At 72.8% G+C, this 24,178-nt stretch carries 24 protein-coding genes; 11 read left to right on the top strand and 13 right to left on the bottom strand.

Going from position 1 to position 24,178, the window contains the following annotated elements:
* Window positions 1-24 precede the first annotated feature (24 nt).
* The 3 genes from QDR37_RS13110 to QDR37_RS13100 are packed head-to-tail and all read left to right on the top strand — an operon-like array spanning window position 25 to window position 3,132.
* Complete coding sequence (locus tag QDR37_RS13110) at window positions 25-1,014, top strand: Gfo/Idh/MocA family oxidoreductase (RefSeq protein WP_279714235.1); 990 nt, start codon at window positions 25-27, stop codon at window positions 1,012-1,014.
* Between the two features lie 22 nt (window positions 1,015-1,036).
* Window positions 1,037-1,951 (top strand): TIM barrel protein, encoded by a 915-nt coding sequence (locus tag QDR37_RS13105; protein WP_279714234.1) that lies wholly within the window; start codon window positions 1,037-1,039, stop codon window positions 1,949-1,951.
* Window positions 1,948-3,132 (top strand): Gfo/Idh/MocA family oxidoreductase, encoded by a 1,185-nt coding sequence (locus QDR37_RS13100; protein ID WP_279714233.1) that lies wholly within the window; start codon window positions 1,948-1,950, stop codon window positions 3,130-3,132. The genes QDR37_RS13105 and QDR37_RS13100 overlap by 4 nt, the downstream gene beginning before the upstream one ends.
* A 43-nt stretch (window positions 3,133-3,175) precedes the next feature.
* On the opposite strand, the gene QDR37_RS13095 is transcribed toward QDR37_RS13100, so the two are convergent.
* Both QDR37_RS13095 and QDR37_RS13090 read right to left on the bottom strand, forming a co-directional pair.
* Window positions 3,176-3,742, bottom strand: a complete 567-nt coding sequence (locus QDR37_RS13095; protein ID WP_279714232.1) for a dihydrofolate reductase family protein — start codon at window positions 3,740-3,742, stop codon at window positions 3,176-3,178.
* A 73-nt stretch (window positions 3,743-3,815) separates the two neighbouring features.
* A complete protein-coding gene (locus QDR37_RS13090; protein ID WP_347882109.1) occupies window positions 3,816-4,583 on the bottom strand; it encodes an SDR family oxidoreductase in 768 nt (255 codons plus the stop codon).
* A gap of 118 nt (window positions 4,584-4,701) precedes the next feature.
* Between QDR37_RS13090 and QDR37_RS13085 the strand changes: the two genes are divergently transcribed.
* The gene (locus QDR37_RS13085) at window positions 4,702-5,637 is read left to right on the top strand and encodes a LysR family transcriptional regulator (RefSeq protein ID WP_279714231.1); all 936 of its coding nucleotides are present in this window, start codon (window positions 4,702-4,704) and stop codon (window positions 5,635-5,637) included.
* A gap of 2 nt (window positions 5,638-5,639) precedes the next feature.
* Here QDR37_RS13085 and QDR37_RS13080 read toward each other — a convergent pair whose 3' ends face one another.
* Genes QDR37_RS13080 through QDR37_RS13060 form a run of 5 tightly spaced genes read right to left on the bottom strand, consistent with a single transcriptional unit; the run spans window position 5,640 to window position 10,791 of the window.
* The gene (locus tag QDR37_RS13080) at window positions 5,640-6,641 is read right to left on the bottom strand and encodes a fumarylacetoacetate hydrolase family protein (RefSeq protein ID WP_279714230.1); all 1,002 of its coding nucleotides are present in this window, start codon (window positions 6,639-6,641) and stop codon (window positions 5,640-5,642) included.
* Window positions 6,641-7,657, bottom strand: a complete 1,017-nt coding sequence (locus QDR37_RS13075; RefSeq protein ID WP_279714229.1) for an amidohydrolase family protein — start codon at window positions 7,655-7,657, stop codon at window positions 6,641-6,643. The genes QDR37_RS13080 and QDR37_RS13075 overlap by 1 nt, the downstream gene beginning before the upstream one ends.
* Entirely contained in the window at window positions 7,654-8,796 is a 1,143-nt protein-coding gene (locus QDR37_RS13070; RefSeq protein WP_279714228.1) for an FAD-dependent monooxygenase, read from the bottom strand. Before QDR37_RS13070 ends, QDR37_RS13075 begins: the two co-directional genes overlap by 4 nt.
* Before the next feature lie 25 nt (window positions 8,797-8,821).
* Entirely contained in the window at window positions 8,822-9,817 is a 996-nt protein-coding gene (locus QDR37_RS13065) for a cyclase family protein (protein WP_279714227.1), read from the bottom strand.
* Window positions 9,814-10,791 carry a fumarylacetoacetate hydrolase family protein gene (locus QDR37_RS13060; protein ID WP_279714226.1) on the bottom strand — a complete coding sequence of 326 codons (978 nt, stop codon included), beginning with the start codon at window positions 10,789-10,791 and terminating at the stop codon, window positions 9,814-9,816. The genes QDR37_RS13065 and QDR37_RS13060 overlap by 4 nt, the downstream gene beginning before the upstream one ends.
* Window positions 10,792-11,023: 232 nt before the next feature.
* On the opposite strand from QDR37_RS13060, the gene QDR37_RS13055 reads away from it, so the two are divergent.
* Window positions 11,024-12,040 carry a VOC family protein gene (locus QDR37_RS13055; protein ID WP_279714225.1) on the top strand — a complete coding sequence of 339 codons (1,017 nt, stop codon included), beginning with the start codon at window positions 11,024-11,026 and terminating at the stop codon, window positions 12,038-12,040.
* An 84-nt stretch (window positions 12,041-12,124) separates the two neighbouring features.
* On the opposite strand, the gene QDR37_RS13050 is transcribed toward QDR37_RS13055, so the two are convergent.
* Window positions 12,125-12,346 carry a fibronectin type III-like domain-contianing protein gene (locus QDR37_RS13050; RefSeq protein ID WP_279714224.1) on the bottom strand — a complete coding sequence of 74 codons (222 nt, stop codon included), beginning with the start codon at window positions 12,344-12,346 and terminating at the stop codon, window positions 12,125-12,127.
* Window positions 12,347-12,671: 325 nt separating this feature from the next.
* On the opposite strand from QDR37_RS13050, the gene QDR37_RS13045 reads away from it, so the two are divergent.
* From QDR37_RS13045 to QDR37_RS13020, 6 genes are all read left to right on the top strand, one after another.
* Window positions 12,672-14,222, top strand: coding sequence for a GMC oxidoreductase (locus QDR37_RS13045; protein ID WP_279714223.1), 1,551 nt, complete (start codon window positions 12,672-12,674; stop codon window positions 14,220-14,222).
* Window positions 14,219-15,118 carry an alpha/beta hydrolase fold domain-containing protein gene (locus QDR37_RS13040; RefSeq protein ID WP_279714222.1) on the top strand — a complete coding sequence of 300 codons (900 nt, stop codon included), beginning with the start codon at window positions 14,219-14,221 and terminating at the stop codon, window positions 15,116-15,118. Before QDR37_RS13045 ends, QDR37_RS13040 begins: the two co-directional genes overlap by 4 nt.
* The gene (locus tag QDR37_RS13035; RefSeq protein WP_279714221.1) at window positions 15,118-15,504 is read left to right on the top strand and encodes a DUF6379 domain-containing protein; all 387 of its coding nucleotides are present in this window, start codon (window positions 15,118-15,120) and stop codon (window positions 15,502-15,504) included. The genes QDR37_RS13040 and QDR37_RS13035 overlap by 1 nt, the downstream gene beginning before the upstream one ends.
* Window positions 15,501-16,391 (top strand): TIM barrel protein, encoded by an 891-nt coding sequence (locus QDR37_RS13030; protein ID WP_279714220.1) that lies wholly within the window; start codon window positions 15,501-15,503, stop codon window positions 16,389-16,391. The genes QDR37_RS13035 and QDR37_RS13030 overlap by 4 nt, the downstream gene beginning before the upstream one ends.
* 124 nt (window positions 16,392-16,515) lie before the next feature.
* Window positions 16,516-17,478, top strand: a complete 963-nt coding sequence (locus QDR37_RS13025) for a TIM barrel protein (protein WP_279714219.1) — start codon at window positions 16,516-16,518, stop codon at window positions 17,476-17,478.
* Window positions 17,475-18,449 carry a sugar phosphate isomerase/epimerase gene (locus QDR37_RS13020; protein WP_279714218.1) on the top strand — a complete coding sequence of 325 codons (975 nt, stop codon included), beginning with the start codon at window positions 17,475-17,477 and terminating at the stop codon, window positions 18,447-18,449. Before QDR37_RS13025 ends, QDR37_RS13020 begins: the two co-directional genes overlap by 4 nt.
* A gap of 28 nt (window positions 18,450-18,477) precedes the next feature.
* Here the strand turns inward: QDR37_RS13020 and QDR37_RS13015 are convergent, their stop codons facing one another.
* The 5 genes from QDR37_RS13015 to QDR37_RS12995 all read right to left on the bottom strand — a co-directional run bounded on the left by QDR37_RS13015 (window position 18,478) and on the right by QDR37_RS12995 (window position 24,107).
* Window positions 18,478-19,773: an ROK family protein gene (locus QDR37_RS13015; RefSeq protein ID WP_279714217.1), complete on the bottom strand. Its 1,296-nt coding sequence runs from the start codon at window positions 19,771-19,773 to the stop codon at window positions 18,478-18,480.
* Window positions 19,770-20,930: a Gfo/Idh/MocA family oxidoreductase gene (locus QDR37_RS13010; protein WP_279714216.1), complete on the bottom strand. Its 1,161-nt coding sequence runs from the start codon at window positions 20,928-20,930 to the stop codon at window positions 19,770-19,772. Before QDR37_RS13010 ends, QDR37_RS13015 begins: the two co-directional genes overlap by 4 nt.
* A complete protein-coding gene (locus QDR37_RS13005) occupies window positions 20,914-21,756 on the bottom strand; it encodes a carbohydrate ABC transporter permease (protein WP_279714215.1) in 843 nt (280 codons plus the stop codon). The genes QDR37_RS13010 and QDR37_RS13005 overlap by 17 nt, the downstream gene beginning before the upstream one ends.
* 6 nt (window positions 21,757-21,762) lie before the next feature.
* Window positions 21,763-22,713, bottom strand: coding sequence for a sugar ABC transporter permease (locus QDR37_RS13000; RefSeq protein ID WP_279714214.1), 951 nt, complete (start codon window positions 22,711-22,713; stop codon window positions 21,763-21,765).
* 83 nt (window positions 22,714-22,796) lie between these two features.
* Window positions 22,797-24,107: an extracellular solute-binding protein gene (locus QDR37_RS12995; protein ID WP_279714213.1), complete on the bottom strand. Its 1,311-nt coding sequence runs from the start codon at window positions 24,105-24,107 to the stop codon at window positions 22,797-22,799.
* Window positions 24,108-24,178: the final 71 nt, after the last annotated feature.

Here is a 24,178-nt window from a genome sequence, read left to right as displayed (position 1 = left end):
TCGGTACGTCCCAGGAGGAGGACCATGATCAGCTTCGCCATGATCGGCGCCGGACGGATCGGCGCGGTGCACGCCCGTTCCATCGCGGCGCACCCCGACGCACGCCTCGTCGTCGTCGCGGATCCGATGGAGGACGCCGCGCAGCGCATCGCCGCCGGGCACGGCGCCCGGGTCGTCGCCGACGCCGGCGCGGTGTTCGACGACCCGTCGGTCGACGCGGTCGTGGTGGGCTCGCCGACCCGCTTCCACGTCGACCACGTGCTCGCCGCTGTGGAGGCCGGCAAGGCCGTGTTCGTGGAGAAGCCGATCGACCTCGACCTCGCGCGGGCCGACCGCTGCATCGCGGCGGTGGGCGACCGGGCCTCGCGGGTGATGGTGGGCTTCAACCGGCGGTTCGACCCCGCGACGGCCGACCTCCGTGGCCGGGTGCTCGCGGGCGAGATCGGGCCGCTCGAGCAGCTCACCATCGTGAGCCGCGACCCCGCGCCCGCCCCCGCCGCCTACCTCGCGGGGTCGGGCGGGATCTTCAAGGACATGACGATCCACGACCTCGACACGGCCCGCAGCATGCTGGGCGAGGTCGCCGAGGTGAGCGCGGTCGGCCAGCACCTCGACAGGTCCGTCGAGGACGAGTGGGACGCCGCGGTCGTCACGCTGCACGGCGTCTCGGGGGCCGTCGCCACGATCATCAACTCCCGGCACTCCGCCACGGGGTACGACCAGCGCATCGAGGCGTTCGGGCGCGACGGGTCCCTGCGCCAGGAGAACGTGGTCGAGACCGCGGTCCAGGCCTTCACCGCCGCGAGCGCCGGGGCGACGAGGCCCTACCTGCACGACTTCCTCGAGCGGTACGCCGCGGCATACGCGGCGGAGCTGGACGCGTTCATCACCGCGATCGAGGCGGGCGTCGCACCCTCGCCGACCCTGCTCGACGGCCGCGAGGCGCTGGCCCTGGCGGAGGCGGCGACGGAGGCCGCCCGGACCGGCCGCCGCGTCCGCGTGCAGAGCCGCTGACCCTTCACGAACGGATCGACACATGACCATCGACATCGCCGGCGCGCCGGTCAGCTTCGGCGTCTTCGAGCTGACGGACCCCGCGGCCATGGCCTCCCTGCCCGGTCCCGACCGGGTCTGCGAGGTCCTCGCGGGTGCCGGCTACACCGGCATCGACCTCGGACCCGTCGGCTTCCTCGGCACCGGAGCCGAGCTGGAGGAGCGCCTGCGCCGGTTCGGCCTCGGCCTCGCCGGCGGCTGGATCGACCTCCCGTTCAGCGACGACGAGCGCTTCGCGGCAGCGCTGCCCCTGCTCGACGTCGCCCTCGCCGCGTTCGCCGCGGGCGCCGCGGCCCCGTCCCCCCGGCCGCCGAAGCCGACCCTGGCCGACTCCGGCGACGCGTCGCGGAAGGCGAGCCCCGGGGGCGGAGCCGGTCTGTCGCTCACGGGCGAGCGGCTCGAGCGGTTCGCCGGCAACGTCCGGACCGCCGCGGCGCGCATCCGTGCCGCCGGCTTCGAGCCCACGTTCCACCACCACGTGGGCACCTACGTCGAGACGCCGGACGAGATCGACGCCTTCCTCGCCGCGACGGACGTCGACCTCACCTTCGACACCGGGCACCTGCTGCTCGGCGGCGGGGACGCGCTCGCCGGATGGCGGCGCTGGGCCTCCCGGATCAACCACCTGCATCTCAAGGACGTCGACCTGTCGGTGCTCCAGGCCGTGCAGGCGCGGCACGGCGACATGGTCGACGTCTGGGCGTCCCGCGCGTTCGTCCCCGTCGGCGACGGCGACCTCGACGTCGGCGCGATCGTCGACGCCGTCCTCGCCGACGGGTTCGACGGCTGGCTCGTCATCGAGCAGGACGTGCTGCCGTCCGCGTCCATCCGAGTCGCCACGCTCGAGCAGGACCAGGTCCTCAACCTGCAGCGCCTCTCGGCCCTCCTCGCGCGATGAGCACGAGGATCGGCGTCGGTCTCATCGGCGTCGGCTGGATGGGCCGCCTGCACGCGCGCGCCTACCGCGCCGTGTCGGAGCACTACCCGGAGCTCGACGCCCTGCCGGTGCTCGTGTCCGCCGCGGACGAGGTGCAGGCGAACGTCGACGAGGCCGTCCAGCGCCTCGGGTTCGCGCGCGGCACGACCGACTACCGGGAGGTGCTCGCCGACCCGCAGGTCGACGTCGTCTCGATCTGCGCGCCGAACCTCCTGCACCGCGAGCTGGCCCTCGCTGCGGCCGCCGCCGGCAAGCCGTTCTGGATCGAGAAGCCGATGGGCCGCGACGCGGGGGAGAGCGCCGACATCCATGACGCGGTCGAGCGCACCGGTCTCGTCACGTGCGTCGGGTTCAACTACCGCAACGCGCCGGCTGTCCAGAAGGCCCGCGAGCTCATTCGGTCCGGCGCGCTCGGCCGGATCACGACCGTGCAGGTCCGACTCCTCGCCGACTACGCCGCCGATCCGCGGGGCGCGCTCACCTGGCGGTTCCTCCGGGACCGGGCGGGCAGCGGCGTGCTCGGTGACCTGCTCTCGCACGGCGTCGACCTCGCCCAGCTGCTGGTGGGACGGGTGGCGTCCGTCACCGCGGCCACCGAGACCTTCATTCCCGAGCGGCCGAGGCCCTCCGGGGCGGCGGCCAGCCACTTCAGCGCCGGGGCCGGCGCACCCGGTGCCGTGGAGAACGAGGACTGGGCCGCGATGCTGGTCCGGTTCGGCAGCGGGGCGCTCGGCACCTTCGAGGCCTCCCGGGTCGCGGTGGGACCGCGCGCCGAGTACGGCGTGGAGGTGTACGGCACGCAGGGTTCGGTCCGGTGGAGCTTCATGCGCTTGAACGAGCTCGAGGTCGCGCTCGGGTCCGGGCGCGTCGACCAGGGGTTCACCACCGTCATGGCGTCGGCCGGGTTCGGCGACTTCGCCCGGTTCCAGCCGGGTGCGGGCACGTCCATGGGCTTCGACGACCTCAAGACGATCGAGGCCGCGCACTTCCTGCGGTCCGTGCTCACGGGGGAGCAGCGCGCGCCGTCGGTCGCCGACGGGCTCGCGACCGCGCGGGTCGTGGCAGCCGCGGAGGCGAGCGCGGTCGACGGCCTCTGGCACGAGGTGCCGCCGCCCGTGGGCCGCACGACGTTCGATCGCTAGCGGTGCGGGCCGGTCGCCGCTCGTGCGGAGCGGCCACCACTTCTCACGAGGGAGCCGACCGCGCGACGTCGAGCACCATCCGGACCTGCTGACCGGCCTGCTCCACGGAGCGGAGGGTGAGGCGGCGCGACGTGATCCTCCGGGGGAGCAGGGGCGCGCCCGCTCCGAGGGTCACCGGACACATCGCGAGGTGGATCTCGTTCAGCAACCCCGCGTCGTCGAACTGGCCGACCAGGTCGCCGCCACCGACGATCCAGACGTCCCCGTCTCTGACGGCGAGCATCTCGTCGTGCACCCGGCGCACGTCGCCGTGCACGAACCGCACGTCCGCTCCGGGCAGCGCCGGAAGGTCCCGATGGGTGAAGACCCAGCAGGGCCGGTCGCCGTACCACTGCTGCCACTTCTCCGGCTGGTGCACGAGGTCCTCGTGCTCCAGCACCCACTCGTACGTGGTCCGGCCCATGGCCATCGGGCCGACGCCGGCGATGAACCGCTCCCAGGACCCGTCCTCCGCGCCGCCCGGGACCTCGAACAGCCAGTCGAGCGAGTCGTGCTCGTCCGCGATGAAGCCGTCGAGGGTGCAGGCGGTGAAATAGATCACCTTCGCCACAGCAGCAGGTATAGCCCCGGGCGGTGACGCCCGCGGCACGCCCGGCGAGGGGCGCCGGGTCCGCGCCGCGGCGCTAGCCGGCCGGCGGCCGTATCGCGTCGGCGATGCGCTTGTGCGAGACGTGGCTCGTGAGACCCCCGTCGACGACGATCTCGGCACCCGTCGTGAAGGACGACTCCGCCGAGAGCAGGTGGACGACGAGCGGAGCGACGTCGCTCGGGGTCCCGGAGCGCCCGAGCGGGGTGTCGGCGAGGGCGGCCGCGGTGAACGCGGGGGACGCGGACTCCATGAGGGGCGTGTCGATCAGGCCGGGGAGGATCGCGTTCACCCGGATCCCGTCGGCGCCGAACTCGAGCGCGGCCACGCGTGAGAGGCCTCGCAGCGCCCACTTGCTCGTCGTGTAGGCGGCGGCGACATGACCGGCGAGCCCGGCGACCGAGACGACGTTCACGATCGAGGCCCCCGGCCGCATCAGCGGCCGGAGCGCCTGCATCCCGAGCAGGGGACCGGTGACGTTCACCTCGAGGGCGCGGTGCCAGGCGGCCGGGTCGACGTCCGGCAGCCGCTCGCGCGAGGCGATGCCGGCGTTGTTGACGAGGCCGTCGACGCGGCCGTCCCGCTCCGCGATCTCCGTCGCGAGTCCGGCCCACGCGGCCTCGTCGGTCACGTCGAGGTGCCGGTACGTGATGCGCTCCCGCTCGAGCCGCCGGCCCTCCTCGTCGCGCACGTCGGTCGCCCACACGACCGCGCCCTCGGCGGCGGCGAGCTCGGCGTCCGCCCGGCCCATGCCCCGCGCGGCGCCGGTGACCACGACCACCCGCCCCTCGAGCCGTCCCGTCACGATGCTGTCCTTCCCCTGTCGTCGGCTGCATATAACGAGATGTGATGAGCATCGGGGCGCAGCCCGGTCCCGGCGCTACCCTTTGCGGTCACCGGCACATCCCGCATCGATCGGGCTGATGACGCTCCTGGAGGGGCTGGCGATGGCGAAGACGCCGATGGCGCGGCTCGAGCTGAACCTGCTCGTCGCGCTCGACGCGCTGCTCACCGAGCGCAGCGTGACCCGCGCGGCCGAGAAGCTGCGCCTCAGCCAGCCGGCGCTGTCCGCGTCGCTCGCGCGGCTGCGGGTGCACTTCGACGACCCGCTGCTCACCCGTGACGGCAACACGTACCGGCTCACCCCGCTCGCTGCGCGGCTCGCCGACCAGACCGCGGTCGCGCTCGACGCGGCCCGCAAGGTGTTCGCGAACGAGGCGACCTTCGACCCGGCGACGTCGACCCGCGAGTTCACGGTCTACGGCTCGGACTACGCGTTCGCGACGGTCGGCGCCTCCGTCGCCCGCGCGGTCCGCGACGAGGCGCCGGGGGTGCGCTTCCGGTTCGCCTACCACTCGCCGGCGATCGTCGAGGACCCGGTGAACTCGCTGCGGACGGTCGACGGCATGCTGCTGCCGCACGGCTTCGCCACCGGCATCCCGTGCCTCGACGTCTACGAGGACGAGTGGATGTGCCTCGTGGCCGCCGACAACCCCGACGTCGGCGACGAGATCACGATGGACCACCTGCGCGCGCTGCCCTGGGTGTTCACCTATCAGAGCCGCAGCGCGTTCACCCCCGCGGGCCGACAGCTGCAGATGATCGGCATCGAGCCGCGCATCGACGTCGTCGTCGAGGGGTTCCTCGTGCTGCCGTTCTTCCTCATGGGCACGAACCGGATCGGCATGGTGCAGCGGAAGGTCGCCGAGCGCTTCGTCGCGGGCGGCGAGCTGCGGATGCTCACGCCGCCCTTCGACGTGGTCCGGCTCGCCGGCGCGCTGTGGTGGCATCCCATGCACACCGACGACCCGTCGCACGTCTGGATGCGCGAGCAGTTCATCCGGTACGGGCGCGGCTGACCTCACCCCGCTGCGGCGCGGCGCCGGGCGGCAGGGGAGCCCGGTCGCGGGCGGGCCCGGCCGATCGCGGGCACCTCGACGGGCCGCCCCACGCGGTTCGTGATGGAACCGAGCCGTTCGACCGTCATCGTGACCTCGTCACCCGGCTGCAGCGGCGACGGCACGAGGCCCCCGGCACGACCCCACAGCTCGCCGAGGCAGCCGGTGCCGGCCGTGCCGGAGCCGAGCACGTCGCCCGGCACGACCCGGGCGTTGCGGGAGGCGTAGGCGACGAGGTCGCGGAACGGCCAGCCCATGTCGGCGAGCGTGTCCCGGCCGATCTCCTCGCCGTTCACCGCGACGACCATCTCGAGGTCGAGGAAGCCGTCGGCGTCGAACCGGTCGGCCAGCTCGTCGACCGTCGTGATCCACGGACCGAGGGTGGTGCCGAAGTCCTTGCCCTTGCACGGCCCGAGCGGCACCCGCTGCTCGCGCGACTGCAGGTCGCGCGCCGACCAGTCGTTGAAGATCGCGAAGCCGAACAGGTGCCCCTGGGCGTCCTCCGGGGCGAGGCTGCGCCCGTCGCTGCCCGCGACCCCGCCGAGCACGGCACCGACCTCGAGCTCGAAGTCGAGCCGCTCCGTCGCGGGCGGGACGACCGTCTCGCCGCTGCCGAGCAGCGAGTGGGGGTTCGTGAAGTAGAACCGCGGCGCCTCGTACCAGACCGGCTCCACGCCCCCGATCCGGCCGTCCACCGCGACGGCGATGCCCTCGACGTGCTCCTCGAACGCGACGAAGTCGCGCACGGACGGCGGCACGATCGGCGCGAGCAGCTGCACCGCCGCGACCGCCGGCGCGGACTCCGGCACGGCCGCGGCGACCCGGTCCCCGAGCTCGCGGGCCTGGTCGAGGCCGCCGCGGATCACGTCGAGCGTCGTCGCGCCCTCGGGCAGGTCGACGAGGCGGTCGCCGACGACGATCCCGTCGTGGTCCCGGCCGTGGAGCCGCCATCTCGCCAGTCGCATCAGCGGGTCTCCGTCCTCGTCCGGGCGAGCAGCCCGGCGGCGTTGTCGCGCAGCAGCGCGTCGAGCGCGGACGCGTCGAGGCCCGCGGCGCGGGCGCTACCCACCGGGTCCTCGTCGCCCATGTCGAAGGGGTAGTCCGAGCCGAGCACGACGCGGTCGGCGCCCGCAGCCGCGACGAGCGCCTGGAGCTGCTCGGGGGAGTGGGTGAGGGAGTCGAACCAGAGCCGCCTCAGGTAGGTCGAGGGCGGCTCGGCGCACGACCGGGAGTCGGGGCGGGCGTGCCACGCGTGGTCGCTGCGGCCGATCGCGGTCGGCAGGTAGCCGCCGCCGTGCGCCGCCACGACCACGAGGCCGGGGAAGCGGTCGAGCACGCCGCCGAAGATGAGGTGCGACAGCGCGACCGCGTTCTCCGCGGGCTGCCCCACCGTGTTCGACAGGTAGTAGCGGTCGAGGCGCTCGTCGAGGCTGCAGCCGAACGGGTGCAGGAGCAGCACCGCGCGCGACGCCTCGGCGGCCGCCCAGAACGGGTCGAGCCGGGGGTCCGAGAGCTCGACCCCGGGCGCGAACGACGAGATCTCGACGCCGGCGAGTCCGAGCCCGAGCGCGTGCTCGAGCAGGACGGGGCAGCGCTCGGGGTGCTGCAGCGCGACGAGGCCGAGGCCGACGAGCCGCTCCGGCGCCTGCGCGACGAGGTCGGCGACCGCCTGGTTCGCGGTCCGCGCGACGTGCTCGGCGAGCTCCTCGCCGGCCCACGGGTAGTAGTGGGACGGCGAGGGGGACACGACCTGCACGTCGACGCCGGTGGCGTCCATGTCGGCGAGCCGGCGGGGCAGCTGCGTGAGCCGCTCGAAGCGCTCGCGGATCATGCCGCCGGAGACCCGCGACGACTCCGGCCCCTGCCGGCGGAGGTCGAGCTCCTGGGCGGCGCGGAAGCCCTGGGGGTCGCGCTCGGCGACCTGCGCCTGCAGCGCGGGGAGGAGGACGTGCGCGTGCACGTCGACGATCGGCGCGCTCATGCCGGCGTGCTCACGAGCTCGGCGACACGGCGCATGAGGCCGGGCACGTCGCCGTCCCGGTCGTGCTGCAGCTGCCAGTCGGCGAGCTGCATCGAGGCCTCGACGACGGCCTTCGCGCGGGGGAGCCGTCGGTCGGTGAAGCGCTGCCAGAGCCCCTCGTCGACGGCGTCGCCGGCGAGCAGCAGCTCGGCGAGCACGAGGGCGTCCTCGAGGCCCATCGCGGCGCCCTGCGCGATGGTCGGCGGGCAGCTGTGCGCCGCGTCTCCGATCAGCACCACGCGGCCGCGGTTCCACGGGCCGTCGATGAGGTGGCTCGTGAACCACGTGTAGTTCACGGCGGCGTGCTCGTCGAGGGACTCGCGGATCTCGTCCCACGGCCCGTGGTACGCCTCGGCCAGCCGTCGCATGGTCGCGACCTGCTCCTCGGGTGACAGCAGCGTGCGGTCCTGCGCGTCCTCGACGAGGTAGGCGTAGATGCGGTCCTCGCTCGTGGGGCAGTAGCCCGCGATGTAGCAGGGACCGCCGTAGACGAGGTCGGTGCGCGTGACGTCCTGCGGCCGCGGCACGAAGGCGCGCCAGATGCCCATGCCGTTCCGCTTCGGCTGCACCTCGATGCCGAGCAGCGCCCGGACCGTGGAGTGCAGGCCGTCGGCGCCGATCACGAGGTCGTAGCGGTCGCGGTGGAGGCCCTGCCCGTCGCTCCAGGCGAGGTCGACGCCCGTGTCGTCCTGCTCGAGGTGCTCCACCTTCGCGTCCCAGCGGACGCGGGCGCCGACCGCCTCGGCGCGGGCGACGAGGATGCGGGCGACGTCGGGCCGGTAGGCGCCGATCGTCGCCGGGTAGTCGGGGCCGCCGGTCTTCGCGTCGGGGATGACGGCGAGCACGGTGCCGGCGGGGTCCGGCGCGCGCAGCCCGAGCTCGTCGAAGGCGTAGGAGTGCTGCTGCACCTCCTCCCAGACCCCGAGCCGGTCGAGGGTGCGCACGGCGTTGCCCTGGATCGTGATGCCGGAGCCGAGGGCACCCACATCGGGCTTCGCGTCGAACAGGTCGACCTGCACGCCGCCCTCGGCGAGCAGGATCGCGGCGGCGGCGCCGGCGAACCCGCTGCCGACCACGGCGACGGACGAGACAGCGGTCATGGGGTGCTCCTTCGCATCCAGTGGGTCACTTCAGGGCGATCGGGTTCACCGGGGCGCCGACGGCGCCGGTGAAGGGGATGGGCGCGGCGACGAGCAGGAACTCCCACACGCGGTCCGCCGCGCAGTCCGCGGCGAGCTCGTCGAGATCCCACAGCTCGCCGATCGTGAGCCCCATGTTCGGGATCGCGATCTGGTGCAGCGGCTGGAACGCCTCGTCGAACTCGTTCGGCCGGACCTCGAAGCCCCAGGTGTCGGTGGCGACGGCGGCGACGTCGTGCTCGTGCAGCCACCCCGCGGTCGTGAACGACAGGCCGGCGCTCGGCCCTCCGGCGTAGCCGTTCCAGCCCTCACGGCGAGCGCGGGCGAGCCGGCCGGTGCGCACGAGCAGCAGGTCGCCGCGGCGCACCGTGCTCGACGGACCCTGCGCGGCGATGGTCGCGTCGAGGTGCTCGCCCGTGATGGCGAAGCCGTCGGGCAGCTCGCCGGAGGGCTCGAGGTGCCGGCCGACGTCGAGGAGCACGCCTCGGCCGGTGAGCACCGCGGCCATGTGCTCGATGCCGGTGACCTGGTCGCCCTCGCTCGTCACGGTGCGTCCGGCGGAGCGGCCGTTCCACGCCTTGCCGCGGTCGAAGATGTGGCCGAGGCCGTCCCACTGGGTGGAGGCCTGCAGCGGCATCGCCACCACGTCGTCGGCGCCGCCGAGCCCGTGCGGGAAGCCCTGGGTGCCGAGCTCGGCGTCCGACCCGGTGTCGAGCATCGTGTGTACGGGGTTCGAGCGGCGGCGCCAGCCGTTCTGCGGTCCGTTCGTGTCGAAGCGCTGCGAGAGGCTGAACGCGCGGCCGCGGCGGACGAGGCCGGCCGCGGCGGCGCGGTCGTCGTCGGTGATGAGGTTCGCGGTGCCGAGCCGGTCGTCCTCGCCCCACCGGCCCCAGTTGCGGTACGCGTCGGCGGCTCTGGCGATCTCGCCGGCCGGGTCGCTCCGGTCGAGGGCAGCGGGGTCGGTGGTCGGGCGCTGCGTCATCGGGCCTCCTCCGCGATGCAGGTGACGCGCTGGGTGCCGAGCGCGGTGATCGAGCCGGTCATCCGGTCGCCCGGCTTCAGGAAGACCCCTCGGGCCTGCCCGTTGCCGGCGGGGCTGCCGGTGAGGAGGAGGTCGCCGGGCAGCAGCGGCAGGATCCGCGAGGCGCTCGAGACGAGCGCGGGCACATCGAACAGCAGGTCGTCGCTCGTCGCGTCCTGCATCGTCTCGCCGTTCAGGTCGAGCCGGATCGCGAACGAGTCGGGGGCGGGGGCGTCGCTGCGCGGCACGGCGAACGGACCGGTCGGGTTGAAGCCCCGCGCGTTCTTGCCGCGGTACCAGTCGGTGCCGATGGCGGGCATGTCGCGCCGGAACACGAGGTCGCGGGTCGTGATGTCGTTGACGATCGTCCAGCCCCAGACGTGCTCGAGCGCGTCCTCGCGGGAGACGCGGAACGTCTCCCGCCCGATGATCGCGGCGAGCTCGAGCTCCCAGTCGTGCCGGTCGCTGTAGCCGGGCAGGACCAGCTCCTGGTCCTCGCCGACGACGGTCTGCGGCAGACCGATGAAGAAGTAGGGCTCTCCGTGCGCCGCGCGGTCGTCCATGATCCTCGCGATCTCGGCGCGCGCCTGCTCCTCGCTGCGCGGGTCGTCCTTCGGGCGGTGGGCGAGGTCGAGATCGATCACGTGGGTGCGGTAGTTCGCGCCCGTCTGCAGCACCTGGCGGGGCTCGACCGGCGCGGCGAGCACGACGTCGTCGAGGGCGAGGCCGCCGTCCGGCGCCCGCGTCGCCCGCACCTGCTGCTCGAGGGCGTCCCACCGCTCGAACAGCTCGTTCAGCGATGCCGCGCCGAGCCCGGCCAGGTCGAGCGGATGCACGCGGCCGTCCGCGAGCACGCCCGGCTCGGGCGGCGCACCGGGAGCGCGCCGGAAGCGGACGATCGCGAACGCCGGGAGCACGTCGTGGTCGAAGGGCATCGTCGCTCCTTGTCGGGGGCCGGCACTGGCGGTGCCTCCATGCTGTGCGGCGGAGCGGCATCAGGCCAGACGGTGTCGCCTATGCCCAGCATCAGTGCTGCTGATGCCGTGCGTGGACGATGAAGCATCACGGGAAGTGATGGAGAGCATCGCCGATCCCGTCTTCCCTGATGCTCCTCGGGTCAGCACCCTGGACGCGGACCCGAAGACGACCCATCCGGAAGGATCGATGATGATCAAGCTGCTGTCCCACCTGTCCTTCGTGGCGATCACCTCGCCGGACGTCGAGGCCTCGGTCGAGTTCTACGAGAAGCAGGTCGGCCTCACCGTCGTCGACCGCATCGGCGACGACGTGTATCTGCGCTGCTGGGGCGACTACTACCGCTACTCGGTGGTGGTGAAGCCCGGCGCCGAGCCGTCGCTCGACACGATGGCCTGGCGCACCTCGAGCCCCGAGGCGCTCGAGGAGGCCGCGAAGGCGATCGAGGCGAAGGGCGTGCAGGGCGAGTGGTTCGAGGGGCAGGGCATCGGGCGTGCCTACCGCTTCGTCGGACCGCAGGGCCACTCGATGACGCTGCACTGGGACGTCGAGCACTTTCACGCGACCGGCGACGACGCGTCGATCTACCCCGACCGGCCCTCGCGCCGCAGCCGGCACCTCGGCGCCCCGCGGCAGCTCGACCACGTCACGATCGCCGCGCGCGACGTCGACGCCTTCGTCGCCTGGTACACCGAGGTGCTCGGCTTCCGCTTCATGGCCCGGACCGTGCTCGACGAGGCGCCGATCTCGGTGTTCTCGGTGCTCACCACGAACGAGAAGTCGCACGACCTCGGTGTCGTGCTCGACGGCTCGACGCGCGACGGCCGCGTGAACCACTACGCGTTCTGGGTCGACCAGCGCGAGGACCTGCTGCAGGCCGCCGACGTGCTCATGGAGAACGGCACGCCGATGGAGTACGGCCCGTCGATCCACGGCATCGGCGAGCAGAACTTCCTCTACTTCCGCGAGCCGTCGAGCCTCCGGATCGAGATGAACACCGGCGGCTACCGCAACTACGTGCCCGACTGGCAGGCGAACACCTGGAAGCCGTCGCAGGGCTCGAACAACTTCTACCGCAACAGCGCGATGCCGATGTCGATGACCGAGTCGTTCCCGCCCGCCGATGGCCCGTCGGCGACGGAGGAGGGCGTGCCGGACGAGATCAAGGACGCGCTGCTCAACCCGTACGCGCAGCACGGCCGGGGCTGAGCGCCGTCGCGCGGTAGCCGTGGCGTCGCGCGGTATGCATGCCTACCGCGCGACGCCACGACCACCGCGCGGGGCGCGGCGCCGTCAGGTGAGTCGGAGCGGGAGCGTCGTCGCGCTCGTGCCGTCGGTGACGGTGATCGTGAAGTCGCCCGGCTCGACGACGAAGCGGCCGGCGGGGTCGTTCGTCCAGAAGCCGAGGTCGAACCGGAGCGTTGTCGCGGCGCCCGGTTCGAGCGTCACGCAGCGGAAGCCGCGCAGCCATTGCGCCGCCGGGGCGAGGGAGGCGACGAGGTCGCGGACGAGCACGACGTCGTCCCCCTAGCGATCGCCCGTGTTGCGCACGATCGTCTCCACGACGATCCCGTGCCCGCGAGCACCTCGTCGAGCGGCACCTCGGCGCGGTCGAGCGACGCGCCGTCGAGCTCGAACGTGGTGTACGAGCGGCCGTGCCCGAACGGTCGAGCTTGTCCCGCCACGACATCCGGGCGAGGAGGGCCTCGGGATCGACCTGTGTACACGACGTTCCTCCCTCGCTGACCGGACTTCTTCGTCTGGTCGTTGGACTTCTGCCGATTTTATGCAAATATCGGAGCGCCCACCACCAGCAGCGTCGCGAGCCCGGAGGACCAGCATGACGAGACCGTTCCCGGACGAGGTCGACGTGGCGATCGTGGGCAGCGGCCCGACCGGTGCCGCGTACGCCCGCGTGCTGAGCGAGCGCAGCCCCGGCACCCGCATCGCCCTCTTCGAGGCCGGCCCGCAGCTCGCGGATCCGCCCGGCCTGCACGTGAAGAACATCGCCGACGACCATCTCCGCGCCGAGGCGCAGCGACGGTCGGAGGGCCTGCGGCCGCACACCGTCACGGCCTCCGGCCAGGGCTACGCCGACCCGAGCAAGCGGGTGGTGCGGCCGGGCACCCAGGTGCTGCAGGACGGCTACCAGCTGCCGGGCGAGGACGGCCTGCCGGCCGGCGCGATGTCGACGAACGTCGGGGGGATGGGCGCCCATTGGACCGGCGCCTGCCCGCGGCCGGGGGAGTCGGAGCGCGTCGCGTACCTGCACGACTTCGAGGAGCTGCTGAACGAGGCCGACCGGCTGCTCGGCGTCTCGGCGAACCCCTTCGCGGGTGCGCCGTACTCCGACGTGGTGCGCGACCGGCTCGGCGCCGAGTTCGATCACGGCCGCGCCGCCGACCGCACCGTGCGGCCGATGCCGCTCGCCGTGCACCGCCGCGACGACGGCGCGCTCGTCTGGAGCGGCTCCGACGTCGTCTTCGGCGATGCCACCCGTGCGAACCCCGACTTCGCCCTGTTCCCGGAGGCGCTCGTGCGCCGCGTCGTCGTCGAGGACGGCCGCGCGACGGGTGTCGTCGTCGCCGACCGCACCGACGGCACGGATCACCAGGTGCGCGCCCGCTTCGTCGTCGTCGCTGCGGACGCCCTGCGCACCCCCCAGGTGCTCTTCGCCTCGGGGGTGCGCCCGCAGGCGCTCGGCCGCTATCTGAACGACCAGCCCCAGATCGTGTTCGCCGTGCGGCTGCGCGACGTGGCGCCCTCGGCGGTCGAGGACGAGGATCCGCGCGGCCGCACCGAGATCGTCGGCGAGGGTGGCGTCTCGTGGGTGCCCTACACCGACGCGGAGCCGTTCCACGGCCAGGTGATGCAGCTCGACGCGTCGCCGATCCCGCTCGTCGGCGACGACGAGCCGAGCCCCGGCACCATCGTCGGCCTCGGCTGGTTCTGCGCGAAGGACCTGAGCCCCGAGGACCGCATCGAGTTCAGCGATGACGAACGCGACGAGTGGGGCATGCCGAAGCCGCGCATCCACTACGTCCTCTCGCCGAAGGACCGGGCGACGATCGGGGCGGCGAAGGTCGCGATCGTCCGCGCGGCGTCCGTGCTCGGCGAGTTCATCGGCGACGCGCCCCTCGAGCTCTCGCCCGGCGCCTCCCTGCACTACCAGGGGACGGCGCGCATGGGGGAGACCGACGACGGCGCCTCGGTGTGCGGGCCGGACTCGCGGGTCTGGGGCGTCGACGGCCTCTACGTCGCCGGCAACTGCGTCATCCCGACGGCGATCGCCTGCAACCCCACGCTCACCTCCGTGGCGCTCGCCGTCCGGGGGGCGCGCGACATCGCCGAGCGCGTCGCGGCCGGCGCGCGGACCGAGGTCCTCGCGTGAGCACGGTCGCTCCGGCGACCGAGGAGGTCGTGCTCGAGGCCGCCGGGCATCCGTTCCGCGTCCGCCTCCACCGGCCGGACGCGCCGACCGGCGCTGCCCTCGTCTGGGCCCACGGCGGCGGCTTCCTCGGCGGCTCGCTCGACATGCCCGAGGCCGACGAGACCGCACGGCTGCTCGCCGACCGCGGCGTCGCGGTCGTCTCGGTCGGCTACTCGCTCGCGCCCGCGGACCTGCTGCTCGCGCTGCCGGACGAGGAGCGCGGTCCGAACGTGCCGAGCCGGGCACGGATCGAGGCCGAGATCGCGGCATCGGGGCCGCGCGTGCGCTACCCGGTCGCGTCGCTGCAGCTGCTCGCCGCCCTCGACTGGACGATCGAGCACGCGACCGACCTCGGCGCGACCGGTACCCGGGTGGCGATCGGCGGCGCGAGCGCCGGCGGCAACCTCGCCGCGAGCGCCGCGCTCCGGGCGCGCGACCGCGGCACCGTCGTGCCCGCCGCGCTGCTGCTCTGCTACCCGGTGCTCCACGCCGAGCTGCCGGCACCCAGCCCGGATCTCGCCCGTGCCCTCGCGCTGCCCGACGGCTCGGCGCCGCCCGAGCCGCCGCGGGTGCTCGAGCTGAACTACGTCGGCGACCCGGCGCTGCTCGCGGAGCCGTACGCGTTCCCCGGCGGGCACGACGTCAGCGGGCTGCCGCCGACCACCGTCGTGAACGCGGGTCGCGATCGTCTCCGCGCGTCCGCCGAGGCCTTCGCCGCCGAGCTCGCGGTCGCGGGCGTCGATGTCGCCGTCTCCCAGGAGCGCGACGCCGATCACGGCTACCTGAACCACCCCGGCCATCAGGCCGCGCTGCGCACCGTCGCCCGCTTCGTCCGGGCGCTCACCGAGGAGGGCTGATGCTCGACGAACCCATGATCCAGACCGGAGGGTTCCGGAACACCGACGGCGGCTTCGAGCTGCGGCTGCGGCTGCCGTACTACCGCGGCCTCTGGGCGAACCTGCTCGAGGGCGCCACCGTCGAGGTCGACGGTGAGGGCTTCCCGGCCGACGCCGTCCGCTGGACGATCGGCGACCGCTCCTTCACGATCGCCGACCTGCGCGAGCCGAGCGACCTCCGCTGGCCCGTCGACCGGCCCGCGGTGCTGTCCGTGCCCCGCGACGAGCCCCTCGCCGTGGGCGAGCACGACGTCACCGTCGAGCTCGGCATCCGCATGTCCTACATCCCCGAAGAGCTCCAGCCCTCGATCTGGATCGAGCAGCGGAAGCTGGTGATCACCCGATGAGCGCACCCGCGTGGGAGTACGGCGTCTCCCTCTACAGCTACACCGGCGAGTTCGGCGTGACGAAGACCCTCGACGACGTCATCGAGGACGTCGCCGACCTCGGCGCGACGGGCCTCGAGATCCTCGGCGAGGCGCACGTCGAGGACTACCCGAACCCGCCCGCAGCCTGGGTCGACGCCTGGTTCGCCCGCAACGAGCGGCTCGGGCTCACGCCCACCTGCTACGGCTCGTGGATCGACACCCGCCGCTTCCCCGGCCGCGACATCACGGAGGACGAGGCGGTGGAGCAGCTCGAGCTCGACCTCCGGCTCGCCGCCACGCTCGGCTTCCGGTACCTGCGCCCGAAGCTCGGCGTCGTCACCGCCGACCTCGAGCCCCATCCCGTCTGGGAGACCGCGACCGAGCGCGTGCTCGAGCTCGCCGCCGAGAAGGACGTCGTCATCTGCCCCGAGATCCACTGGCCGAGCGTGATCCGGTCGAAGGTCGTCGACGACTACCTCGCCTTCATCGACCGCACCGGCACCGAGCACTTCGGGCTCCTCATGGACACGGGCGTGTTCCAGAAGTCGATGCACGGCCGCCGCGGGGGCACCCCGATGCGGATGGGGAACGGCGGTGGCCGGCCCCCGATCACGCCGGTCGTGCCGGTCTCGGACCTCGAGGACGTGCTCGACAAGGTGGTGCACGTGCAGGCGAAGTTCTATTGCGTCGATGACGACCTGCAGGACCACTACATCCCGTGGGCCGAGTTCCTCGAGGTGCTGCACCGTCGCGAGTGGCGGGGCTACCTCTCGAGCGAGTACGAGGGCGACTACGCCACCGGCCGGGCCGCCGACCAGCTCCGCCGCCAGCACGCGCTGCTCCGCTCCCTCAGCGCGACCCTCTGAACCCGTCCGCCGCACGCTCGAAAGGCAGCACCATGGCGCCTCCGATCCCCCTCGTCCCCGGCCGGCGGGCCGTCCTTCCCCCGTCCGCCGCCGGGCTCGACGCCGCCTGCTCGAGCGAGCGGGCATGACCTGGCGGAAGTGGTCCTACATGGACCACTGGGTGACGGAGACGCCCCAGGGGCCGCAGCCGCCGTCGTTCAACCGGGCCTACATGGACCGGTACATCAAGCAGCTGTCGTCCCTCGGCTTCACCGGCTTCGACACCTTCTTCTTCTACCTGCCCGTCTACGCCGGCATGTACGGCTCGGTGAAGCGGTTCGAGGAGCACCTGCAGGACAACGGGTTCGAGAAGATCACCGGGATCTTCTCCGCCTATCCCTCGGCCACCCGCTGGGCCGCTCCGCACGTGCGGGAGACCCACGACCGCATCGTCGCGGACAGCGAGAGCATCATGCGGATGATCGAGGGGCTCTCGGTCGAGAACTTCATCGTCATGCCGACCTCGACCCACTGGCAGACCGAGCCGGTCACCGACGAGACGATCAAGGTCGTCGCCGACCTCTGGAACCGCGTCGGCCGGATGACGCTGCAGCACGGCATCCGGACGACGTGCCACTTCGAGTTCTGGGGCGCGATCCGCACCCGGGAGCAGCTGGAGACCTTCTTCGAGTACACGGACCCGGAGCTCGTGTTCGCGTTCATCGACACGGCGCAGCACACGATCGCGGGTGTCGACCCGGTGCAGCTGTTCCGCGAGGTCAGGGACCGGGTGACCGGCTTCCACTTCAAGGACACGCACGACGTGGACCGGCAGGAGCAGTACCGCACGCCGCCGGACCCCGAGCTGCAGGCCCCGTACACGCAGCGGTGGTTCTACGAGATGGGCACCGAGGGCGGGCTCGTCGACTTCCCGGCGCTGATGCGCGAGATCGTCGCCTCCGGGTACGACGGCTGGCTCACGGTCGAGCACGACAAGGCCGAGCTGGGCGGCGGCAGCTACGCCGAGGCCACGGCCGTCGCCAAGCACTACATCGACACCGTGCTCGCCGAGGCCGAGCGCGCCGCCCGAGGGGAGGCGACCCGATGAAGGACACCCTGCGCTGGGCCTACGGGCTGAACCAGTGGAACTTCCGGCTCGACGTGTTCGTGCGGCACGAGGACCACCGGCGGGCGCTCCAGACGCTCGCCGCGACCGGGTTCGACGCCGTCGAGCTGCCCTCGGGCACGGGACGGTGGGACAACATCGCGCGACCGGAGGTGATCCTGCGGAACCACGGCACGGCCGAGGCGTTCCTCGAGTTCCTCCGCTCGTCGGGGGTGCAGCAGGTGTCGAGTGTCTTCTGGGACCCGAGCGCGCCCGCCGAGGAGGAGGAGAACTACGCCTTCCGGTTCGCGCGCAACCCCGCGGACTCGGACGCGATCGTCGAGTGGTCCGTCCCGATCGTCGACTTCACCTCCGCCGTGGGCGCGGAGCAGCTCGTCGTCCGTCCGGCGCACTCCGCCTGGATGGGCGCACCGCTCGCGCCCGAGGAGTACGCGGTGCTCGGGGCGCTGTGGAACCGCGTCGGCCGGCGCGCGGCCGACGCCGGCGTCGGGCTCGCCCTGCACTACGACTGCCTCTCCGCCGTGCACACCGCGGAGGACGTCGAGCGGCTGCTCGACGCGACGGACCCGGAGCTCGTCGGCTTCGCCCTCGACACGGCGGAGCTGACCATCGGGGGCATCGATCCCGTCGCCTTCTACGAGGCGCACGCCGACCGGGTCACGCACGTCCACCTGAAGGACACGCGCCACCGGGATGCGGGCGAGGAGTACCGCATGCCCGGCGCCGAGAGCACGATGCTGAAGGGCGGCGCGGGACGACGCATCGAGCGCTGGTTCTACGAGCTCGGCACCGAGGGCGGGCTCGTCGACGTCGCCGGCCTCGTCGACGCGCTCCGCGCGCACGACTACCGGGGCTGGGTCGTCGTCGAGAGCGACCACGGGGGCAACCCCGCCGAGCTCGTGATGCTGAACAGCTGGTACCTGCAGCACGAGCTCGGCATCGCGAAGGCCTAGCGGGGGCCGGCGCGGTCGCGGTCGGCGGTCAGACCAGCTCCTGGATCCGGACCGCCGACCCGATCGGCGTCCCCGCGCCGAGCCACAGCTGCAGCGACTGCGGATGGAGGAGGCGCCGCGCGACGAGCAGCGCGCCGCCGAGGGTGGCGATCTCGAAGTCGGCGGTGCTCGGCCGGATGACGAGGCGGCGGGCGGCGAGCTCGATGGTCTGCTCGAGCACCGCCGCCTTGAAGGTGTCGAAGAAGACGTCGGTGCCGCGGAGCGCGCTGCCGCCGAGCACGAGCGTGCCGGGGTTGGCGAAGTTCACGAGCCCGGCCACGGTGAGGCCGGTGAGGCGTGCGGCGCGCCGCACCGCGGCCATCGTCACCGGCTCGCTCGCGGCGATCGCCTTCGCGAGCTCGTGCCCGGCGATGCGCCCCTCCGTCGCGAGCAGCTCGGCGAGCATCGCGCTCTCGCCGCGCTCGGCGGCCCGCGTCAGGATCCGGCTGAGCCCCCAGCCGCTCGCCACCGCAGCGAGGCAGCCGATCCGCCCGCAGCGGCAGACGGCAGTCGGGTCGTCGGTCACCCGGAAGTGGCCGATGTCGCCCGCCGCTCCCGTGTCGCCGCGGTGCAGCCGGCCGTCCGTGACGAAGCCGCTGCCGATGCCCTCGCCGATCTCGACGTAGAGCAGGTCGCGGACGTCGTCCGGCTGGTCGATCGCCCACTCGCCGAAGGCGCGGAGGTTGTCGTCGTTGTCGACCCACACCGGCGCCTCGTAGCGGTTGCGGAACCAGCCGCGCACGTCGTAGCCGTCCCAGCCGTGCATGATCGGCGGCGCGACCATCCGCCCGCTCGCGAAGTCGACGGGGCCGGGGAGCCCGAGCGCGACGCCCCACACCGGTCGGCCGCGGCCGGCGCGCTTCAGCAGCGCCTGGAACTCGCGCTGGACGACGGGCAGGACCACGTCGGGTCCGTCGAGCACGTCCGCGTCCGCGACGCTCCGCGCGAGCGCCGTGCCGTCGAGATCGCTGAGCGCCGCGTGCAGCGCGTTGTCCGCGAACCCGGCGCTCAGGATCAGTCCCGCTTCCGCCCGGAAGCGGACGGTGCGGGAGGGGCGTCCGCGCTCGGCCTGCGCGGTGCCGCCCTCCTCGAGGATCCCGAGGTCCATGCCCTCGCGGAGGCGCTCGTTCACGACGGTCCGGCCGAGGCTCGTCGCCTGCTCGAGATCGGGTCGCGTGTTCGCGACGCCCGTGCGGATGAGGTCGACGATCTGGGCCAGCAGCAGGATGTCCCGTCCCGACGGGGGAGCGGCGCCCTCGCGTCGGTCGAGGTTGGTGCTGGTCATCGGGCGATGCTATCCACGCGGTTCTCCCGCGACAGCCCGATCGCGCCGCTGCCGTGTCCGTCCGGGCCGAGGGCGATCGGCGCGCCGCCCTCGGCGGCGGATCGCGCCGCCGCCTCGAGCACCCGGAGCACGTGGAGCGTCTCCGCGGGGTCGACGGGCAGCGGGGCACCCGTGCGGAGCGCGGCCGCGAGGAGCCGGTAGAACTCGCGCGCGTCCGTCTCGGCCGGCTCGACCGGCGTCGTCTCGCCGGGCAGGGGCACCGGGCCCGGCGGACCGCCCGCGTGCCGCACGACCTGGAAGGAGTCGAACGAGCCCCAGCGCGGGTCCTCAGGGCCGACCCCGTGGAAGATCGCCGCGAACTGCCCGTCCGAACCGGTCGAGACGAGCGCCGCCTCCGTGCCCTGCACGACGAAGCCCGGGGTCGGCCACGACGTCAGGGCCCCGAGATGGAGGTGCGTGCGCGCGCCGGAGACGTGGCGGAGCGCGAGGAACCCGTCGTCGACGACCTCGGTGCCGGGGCGCCGGCGGTCGAGCTCGGCGCTCACCGCGGCCACCGGCCCGAGCAGCGCGACCGCCTGGTCGACGAGGTGGCTGCCGATGTCGGCGAGGGGGCCGTCGACCGTGCCCGGTCGGGCGCGCTCCCGCCAGTTGTCCCAGATGCGGGCGCTCCAGCGCACGAGCCACGCCTCGTAGCGGAGCACCTCGCCGACGTCCCCGCGGCGCACGGCCGCCGCGACGGTCGCGTAGTCGCGGTCCCACCGCTTGTTCTGGAAGGCCACGACGGGCACGCCGGCCGAGCGGGCGGCGGCCTGCAGCCGCTCGACGCCCTCCACGGTGGGCGCGAGCGGCTTCTCGATCACGGTCGGGATCCCGGCGCCGATCAGGGCGAGCCCGAGCCCGACGTGCGCGTCGTCCTGCGCGGTGACCACCGCGAGGTCGATCCGCGCGGGCGCGGCGAGCAGCTCGTCGACGCTCCGCAGCACCTCGGCATCCGGCAGCGCCTCGGCGGCCGCGCTCGCGGCGCCCGCCGACCGGGCGACCACGGTCGGCACCGTGTACTCGGGCAACGATGTGAGCAGCGGCAGGTGCAGCCCGCGCGCGATGCCGCCGAAGCCGACGATCGCGGTGCGGAGCGGCCCGTCAGCTCTTGAGGCCACCGGCGTAGCCCTGGATGAAGCGCTTCTGCGCGAAGACGTAGAACGCGAGGATCGGGACCATCGAGATGATCACGACGGCGAAGATCAGGTTCCACTGCGACACGAGCGAGCCGACGTAGTTGTACATGACCACGGGGAGCGTCTGCCAGTCCGAGCCGTTCAGGAAGATCAGCGCGGTGAAGAAGTCGTTCCAGACGATGAGGCCGGCGAGGATCGCGACGGTGCCGGTCGCCGGCGACATGAGGGGGAACACGACCCGCCAGAAGACCTGCAGCCGGGAGGCGCCGTCGATCGTCGCGGCCTCCTCGTACTCGAGGGGGAGGCGGCGGAAGAACCCGCCGTAGAGGAAGACGGCGAGCGGGAGCAGCTGCCCCGTGTAGATGAGGACCATGCCGAGCGGCGAGCCGACGAGGCCGAGGTTCCGCGCGCCGATGTAGAGCGGCAGGGTGCCGAGCTGCGTCGGCAGCACGATCGCGACCATGAAGACGTAGTAGGCGCGCGTGCTCCAGCGGCGGGTGCTGCGGGTGAGCACGTACGCGGCCAGCGACCCGAACACGACGAGGCAGAGGACGCTGCCGGCGGTGATGAGCACGCTCGTGACGAGGCCGAGCAGGATGTTGCCGGACGAGGCGCCGGACGGCGACAGCAGCTGCGCGAAGTTCGACAGCGTCGGGGCGGTCGGCGGCGCGAACGCCGGGGTGGTGAGGACCTGGTCGCCGGTCTTGAAGGCACCGACGATCAGGATCCAGAACGGCGCGAGCAGCAGCAGCGCGGCGAGGATCGTGACGATCTCGAGGACGAGGGTCCTCTTCGTGTAGGTGAACATCGCGGCTCAGTCCCCGATCTGCGAGCGATCACGGGTGATCGACTGCTGGACGACGGTGAAGACGAGGATCAGCACGGACAGCACCAGCGCCATCGCGGCGCCGAAGCCGAACTGCTGGTACGTGAAGGTCTGGTTGTAGATCTCGGTCGCGAGCGTCTCGGTGGCGTGCGAGGGACCGCCTCCGGTGAGCGCCATGACCTGGTCGAACACGCGCAGGCCCTGGATGAGCGTCAGCGTCGTCGCGATCGCGATCGAGGGCTGGATCATCGGGACGGTGACGCTGCGGAACCGGCGCCAGACCCCGGCGCCGTCGAGCGCGGCGGCCTCCTCGAGCTCGGGCGGCACGGTCGCGAGCCCCGCGAGGTAGGTCACCATGACGAAGCCGATGCTCTGCCACACGAGGACCACGAGGATGCAGACGATCGCGAGCGACGGGCTCGCCAGCCAGGCGGTCTGCAGCGACTTCAGGCCGACCGCGCCGAGGATCTGGTTGAGCGGGCCGTTGAAGTCGAAGATGAACTTCCAGATGAACGACACCGCGACCGGGCTCAGCACCACCGGCATGAAGACGAGGGTGCGCAGCAGGTAGCGGGTCTTCAGCGTCCGGTTCAGGGCGAGCGCGAAGAGCAGGCCGAAGACGTTCGTGAGCACGACGAACCCGAACGCGAGCACCAGGGTGTTGACCAGGGCGCCGATCAGCTCGGGCGTCTTGAAGATGTTCACGAAGTTCGTGATGCCGACGAAGTCGAACGTGCCGACGCCGGTCCAGTTCGTGAAGGCGAAGAAGGCGCCGGACGCCGTCGTGATGTAGACGGTGACGATCGTGAGGACCAGCGCCGGCAGCGACCACCACCAGTAGCCGTATCCGACCCGCTTCGACCGGCGCCTGCTCGGGATCTGCGCGGTGGCGCCGCGTCCCGGAGCGGTCGCGCGGACGCGGCTCTGCGTCGCTGACATCGGGTTCCTCGTCTTTCGTCCGGTGGTCCGTACGGAAGAGGCCCGGGGCGGCGTCGTCGCGCCACCCCGGGCCTCGGAGGGGATCAGCCCCAGTCGGTGTCGAGCTGGTCGAGCACCTGGGCGACCGTCTTCTGGCCGGTCAGGATGCCCTGCACGCCGGCGCCGAGGTCGTTCGAGATCTTGCCGTTCGTCCACTCGATCGACGGGAAGGACCGCACGTTCGGGGACGTGAGGATCGAGGCGACCGGCTTGTAGGTGTCCGGCAGCGCGCTCGCGTCCTTCGTGCCGACCGGGTAGCCGACGCCGACCGAGACGACCTTCTGGCCGTCGGGGCCCGCGATGTAGCTGAGGAACTGCTGCACCAGCTTCGGGCTCTTCGTCTTCGCGCTGGCGGCGACGACCTGGTCGGAGCTGACCGATGCGTAGGTCGTGCCCGACGGCGACGGCAGCGGGAGCACCGTGAGGTGGACGTGGCCACCGGAGGCGGCGTTGACGCTCGCGGCCGCGCCACCGGGGGCGAAGAAGCCGAAGAACTGGCCCGAGCTCGCGCCGTTCGTCAGCGCGTCGAAGCCCGCCCCGGTGGCTCCGGGCTGGAAGCAGCCCTGCTTGTACATGGTCTGGATCGCCTCGAGCGCCTGCTTCCAGCCCGCGGTCGTGGCGAACTTGACCTTGCCCGCCGCGCGCTCGGTGTTCCAGTTCTGGTCGGGTCCGTAGACGGTGGAGGTCGCGATGATCTGCGCGAGGATGCCCGGGTTCGGGGGCACCGCGCCGGCGAGGCCGAAGAGGCTCTTGCCCTTCGCCTTGGCCGCGGCGCAGCCGGAGAGGACGTCCTGGAACGTCGACGAGTCCGTCAGGTTCACCCCGATCGACTTCGCGGCGTCGGCGTTCCAGATGATGCCGTTCAGGCCGCTGCCGCGGGAGACCGCGTAGGTCTTGCCGCCGTACTGGAACTGGCTCAGGCCGGCCGGCTTGAGCGCTGTCGTGACGGCCGGGTCGGTGATCGGGAGCAGCAGCCCGGCCTTCGCCCACGGCTGGATCGCGTTCACCTGGCCGATGCCCGACTCGGCAGCGAAGACGTCGGGGGCGTTGCCGCCCTGCACGCGGGTGGCGATCGCCTGTCCCACGCTCTCCGCGGGCAGCTTCTGGATCGTGATCTTGACGCCCTTGTGGAGCTTCTCGAACGCGGTCGCGACCTGCTCGAGGGAGTTGTCCTTCGTGTTCGCCTCCGAGAACGCGAAGGTGAACGACTGCGGCTCCTTGGCGCTGGAGCCGCCACCGGAGCCGGAGCCGGAGCCGGAGGCGCCGCCCGAGCAGGCGGCGAGGGAGACGCCGACCGCGGCGACAGCGGCGATCGCTGCTGCGCGGCGGATGCGCGTCGTCGTGGACTGTGACATGGCCAGCCTTCCGTGAGACCTCTTCGTCTGACCGGCCGCGGCAGGACGTGCGGCCGAGTCCCCTGGCGGGA

Source organism: Amnibacterium sp. CER49, from assembly GCF_029846255.1.
Taxonomy (GTDB): Bacteria; Actinomycetota; Actinomycetes; order Actinomycetales; family Microbacteriaceae; genus Amnibacterium.
The sequence above is the reverse complement of the archived record's forward strand: the minus strand, read 5'-3'. Positions and strand labels throughout refer to the sequence as shown.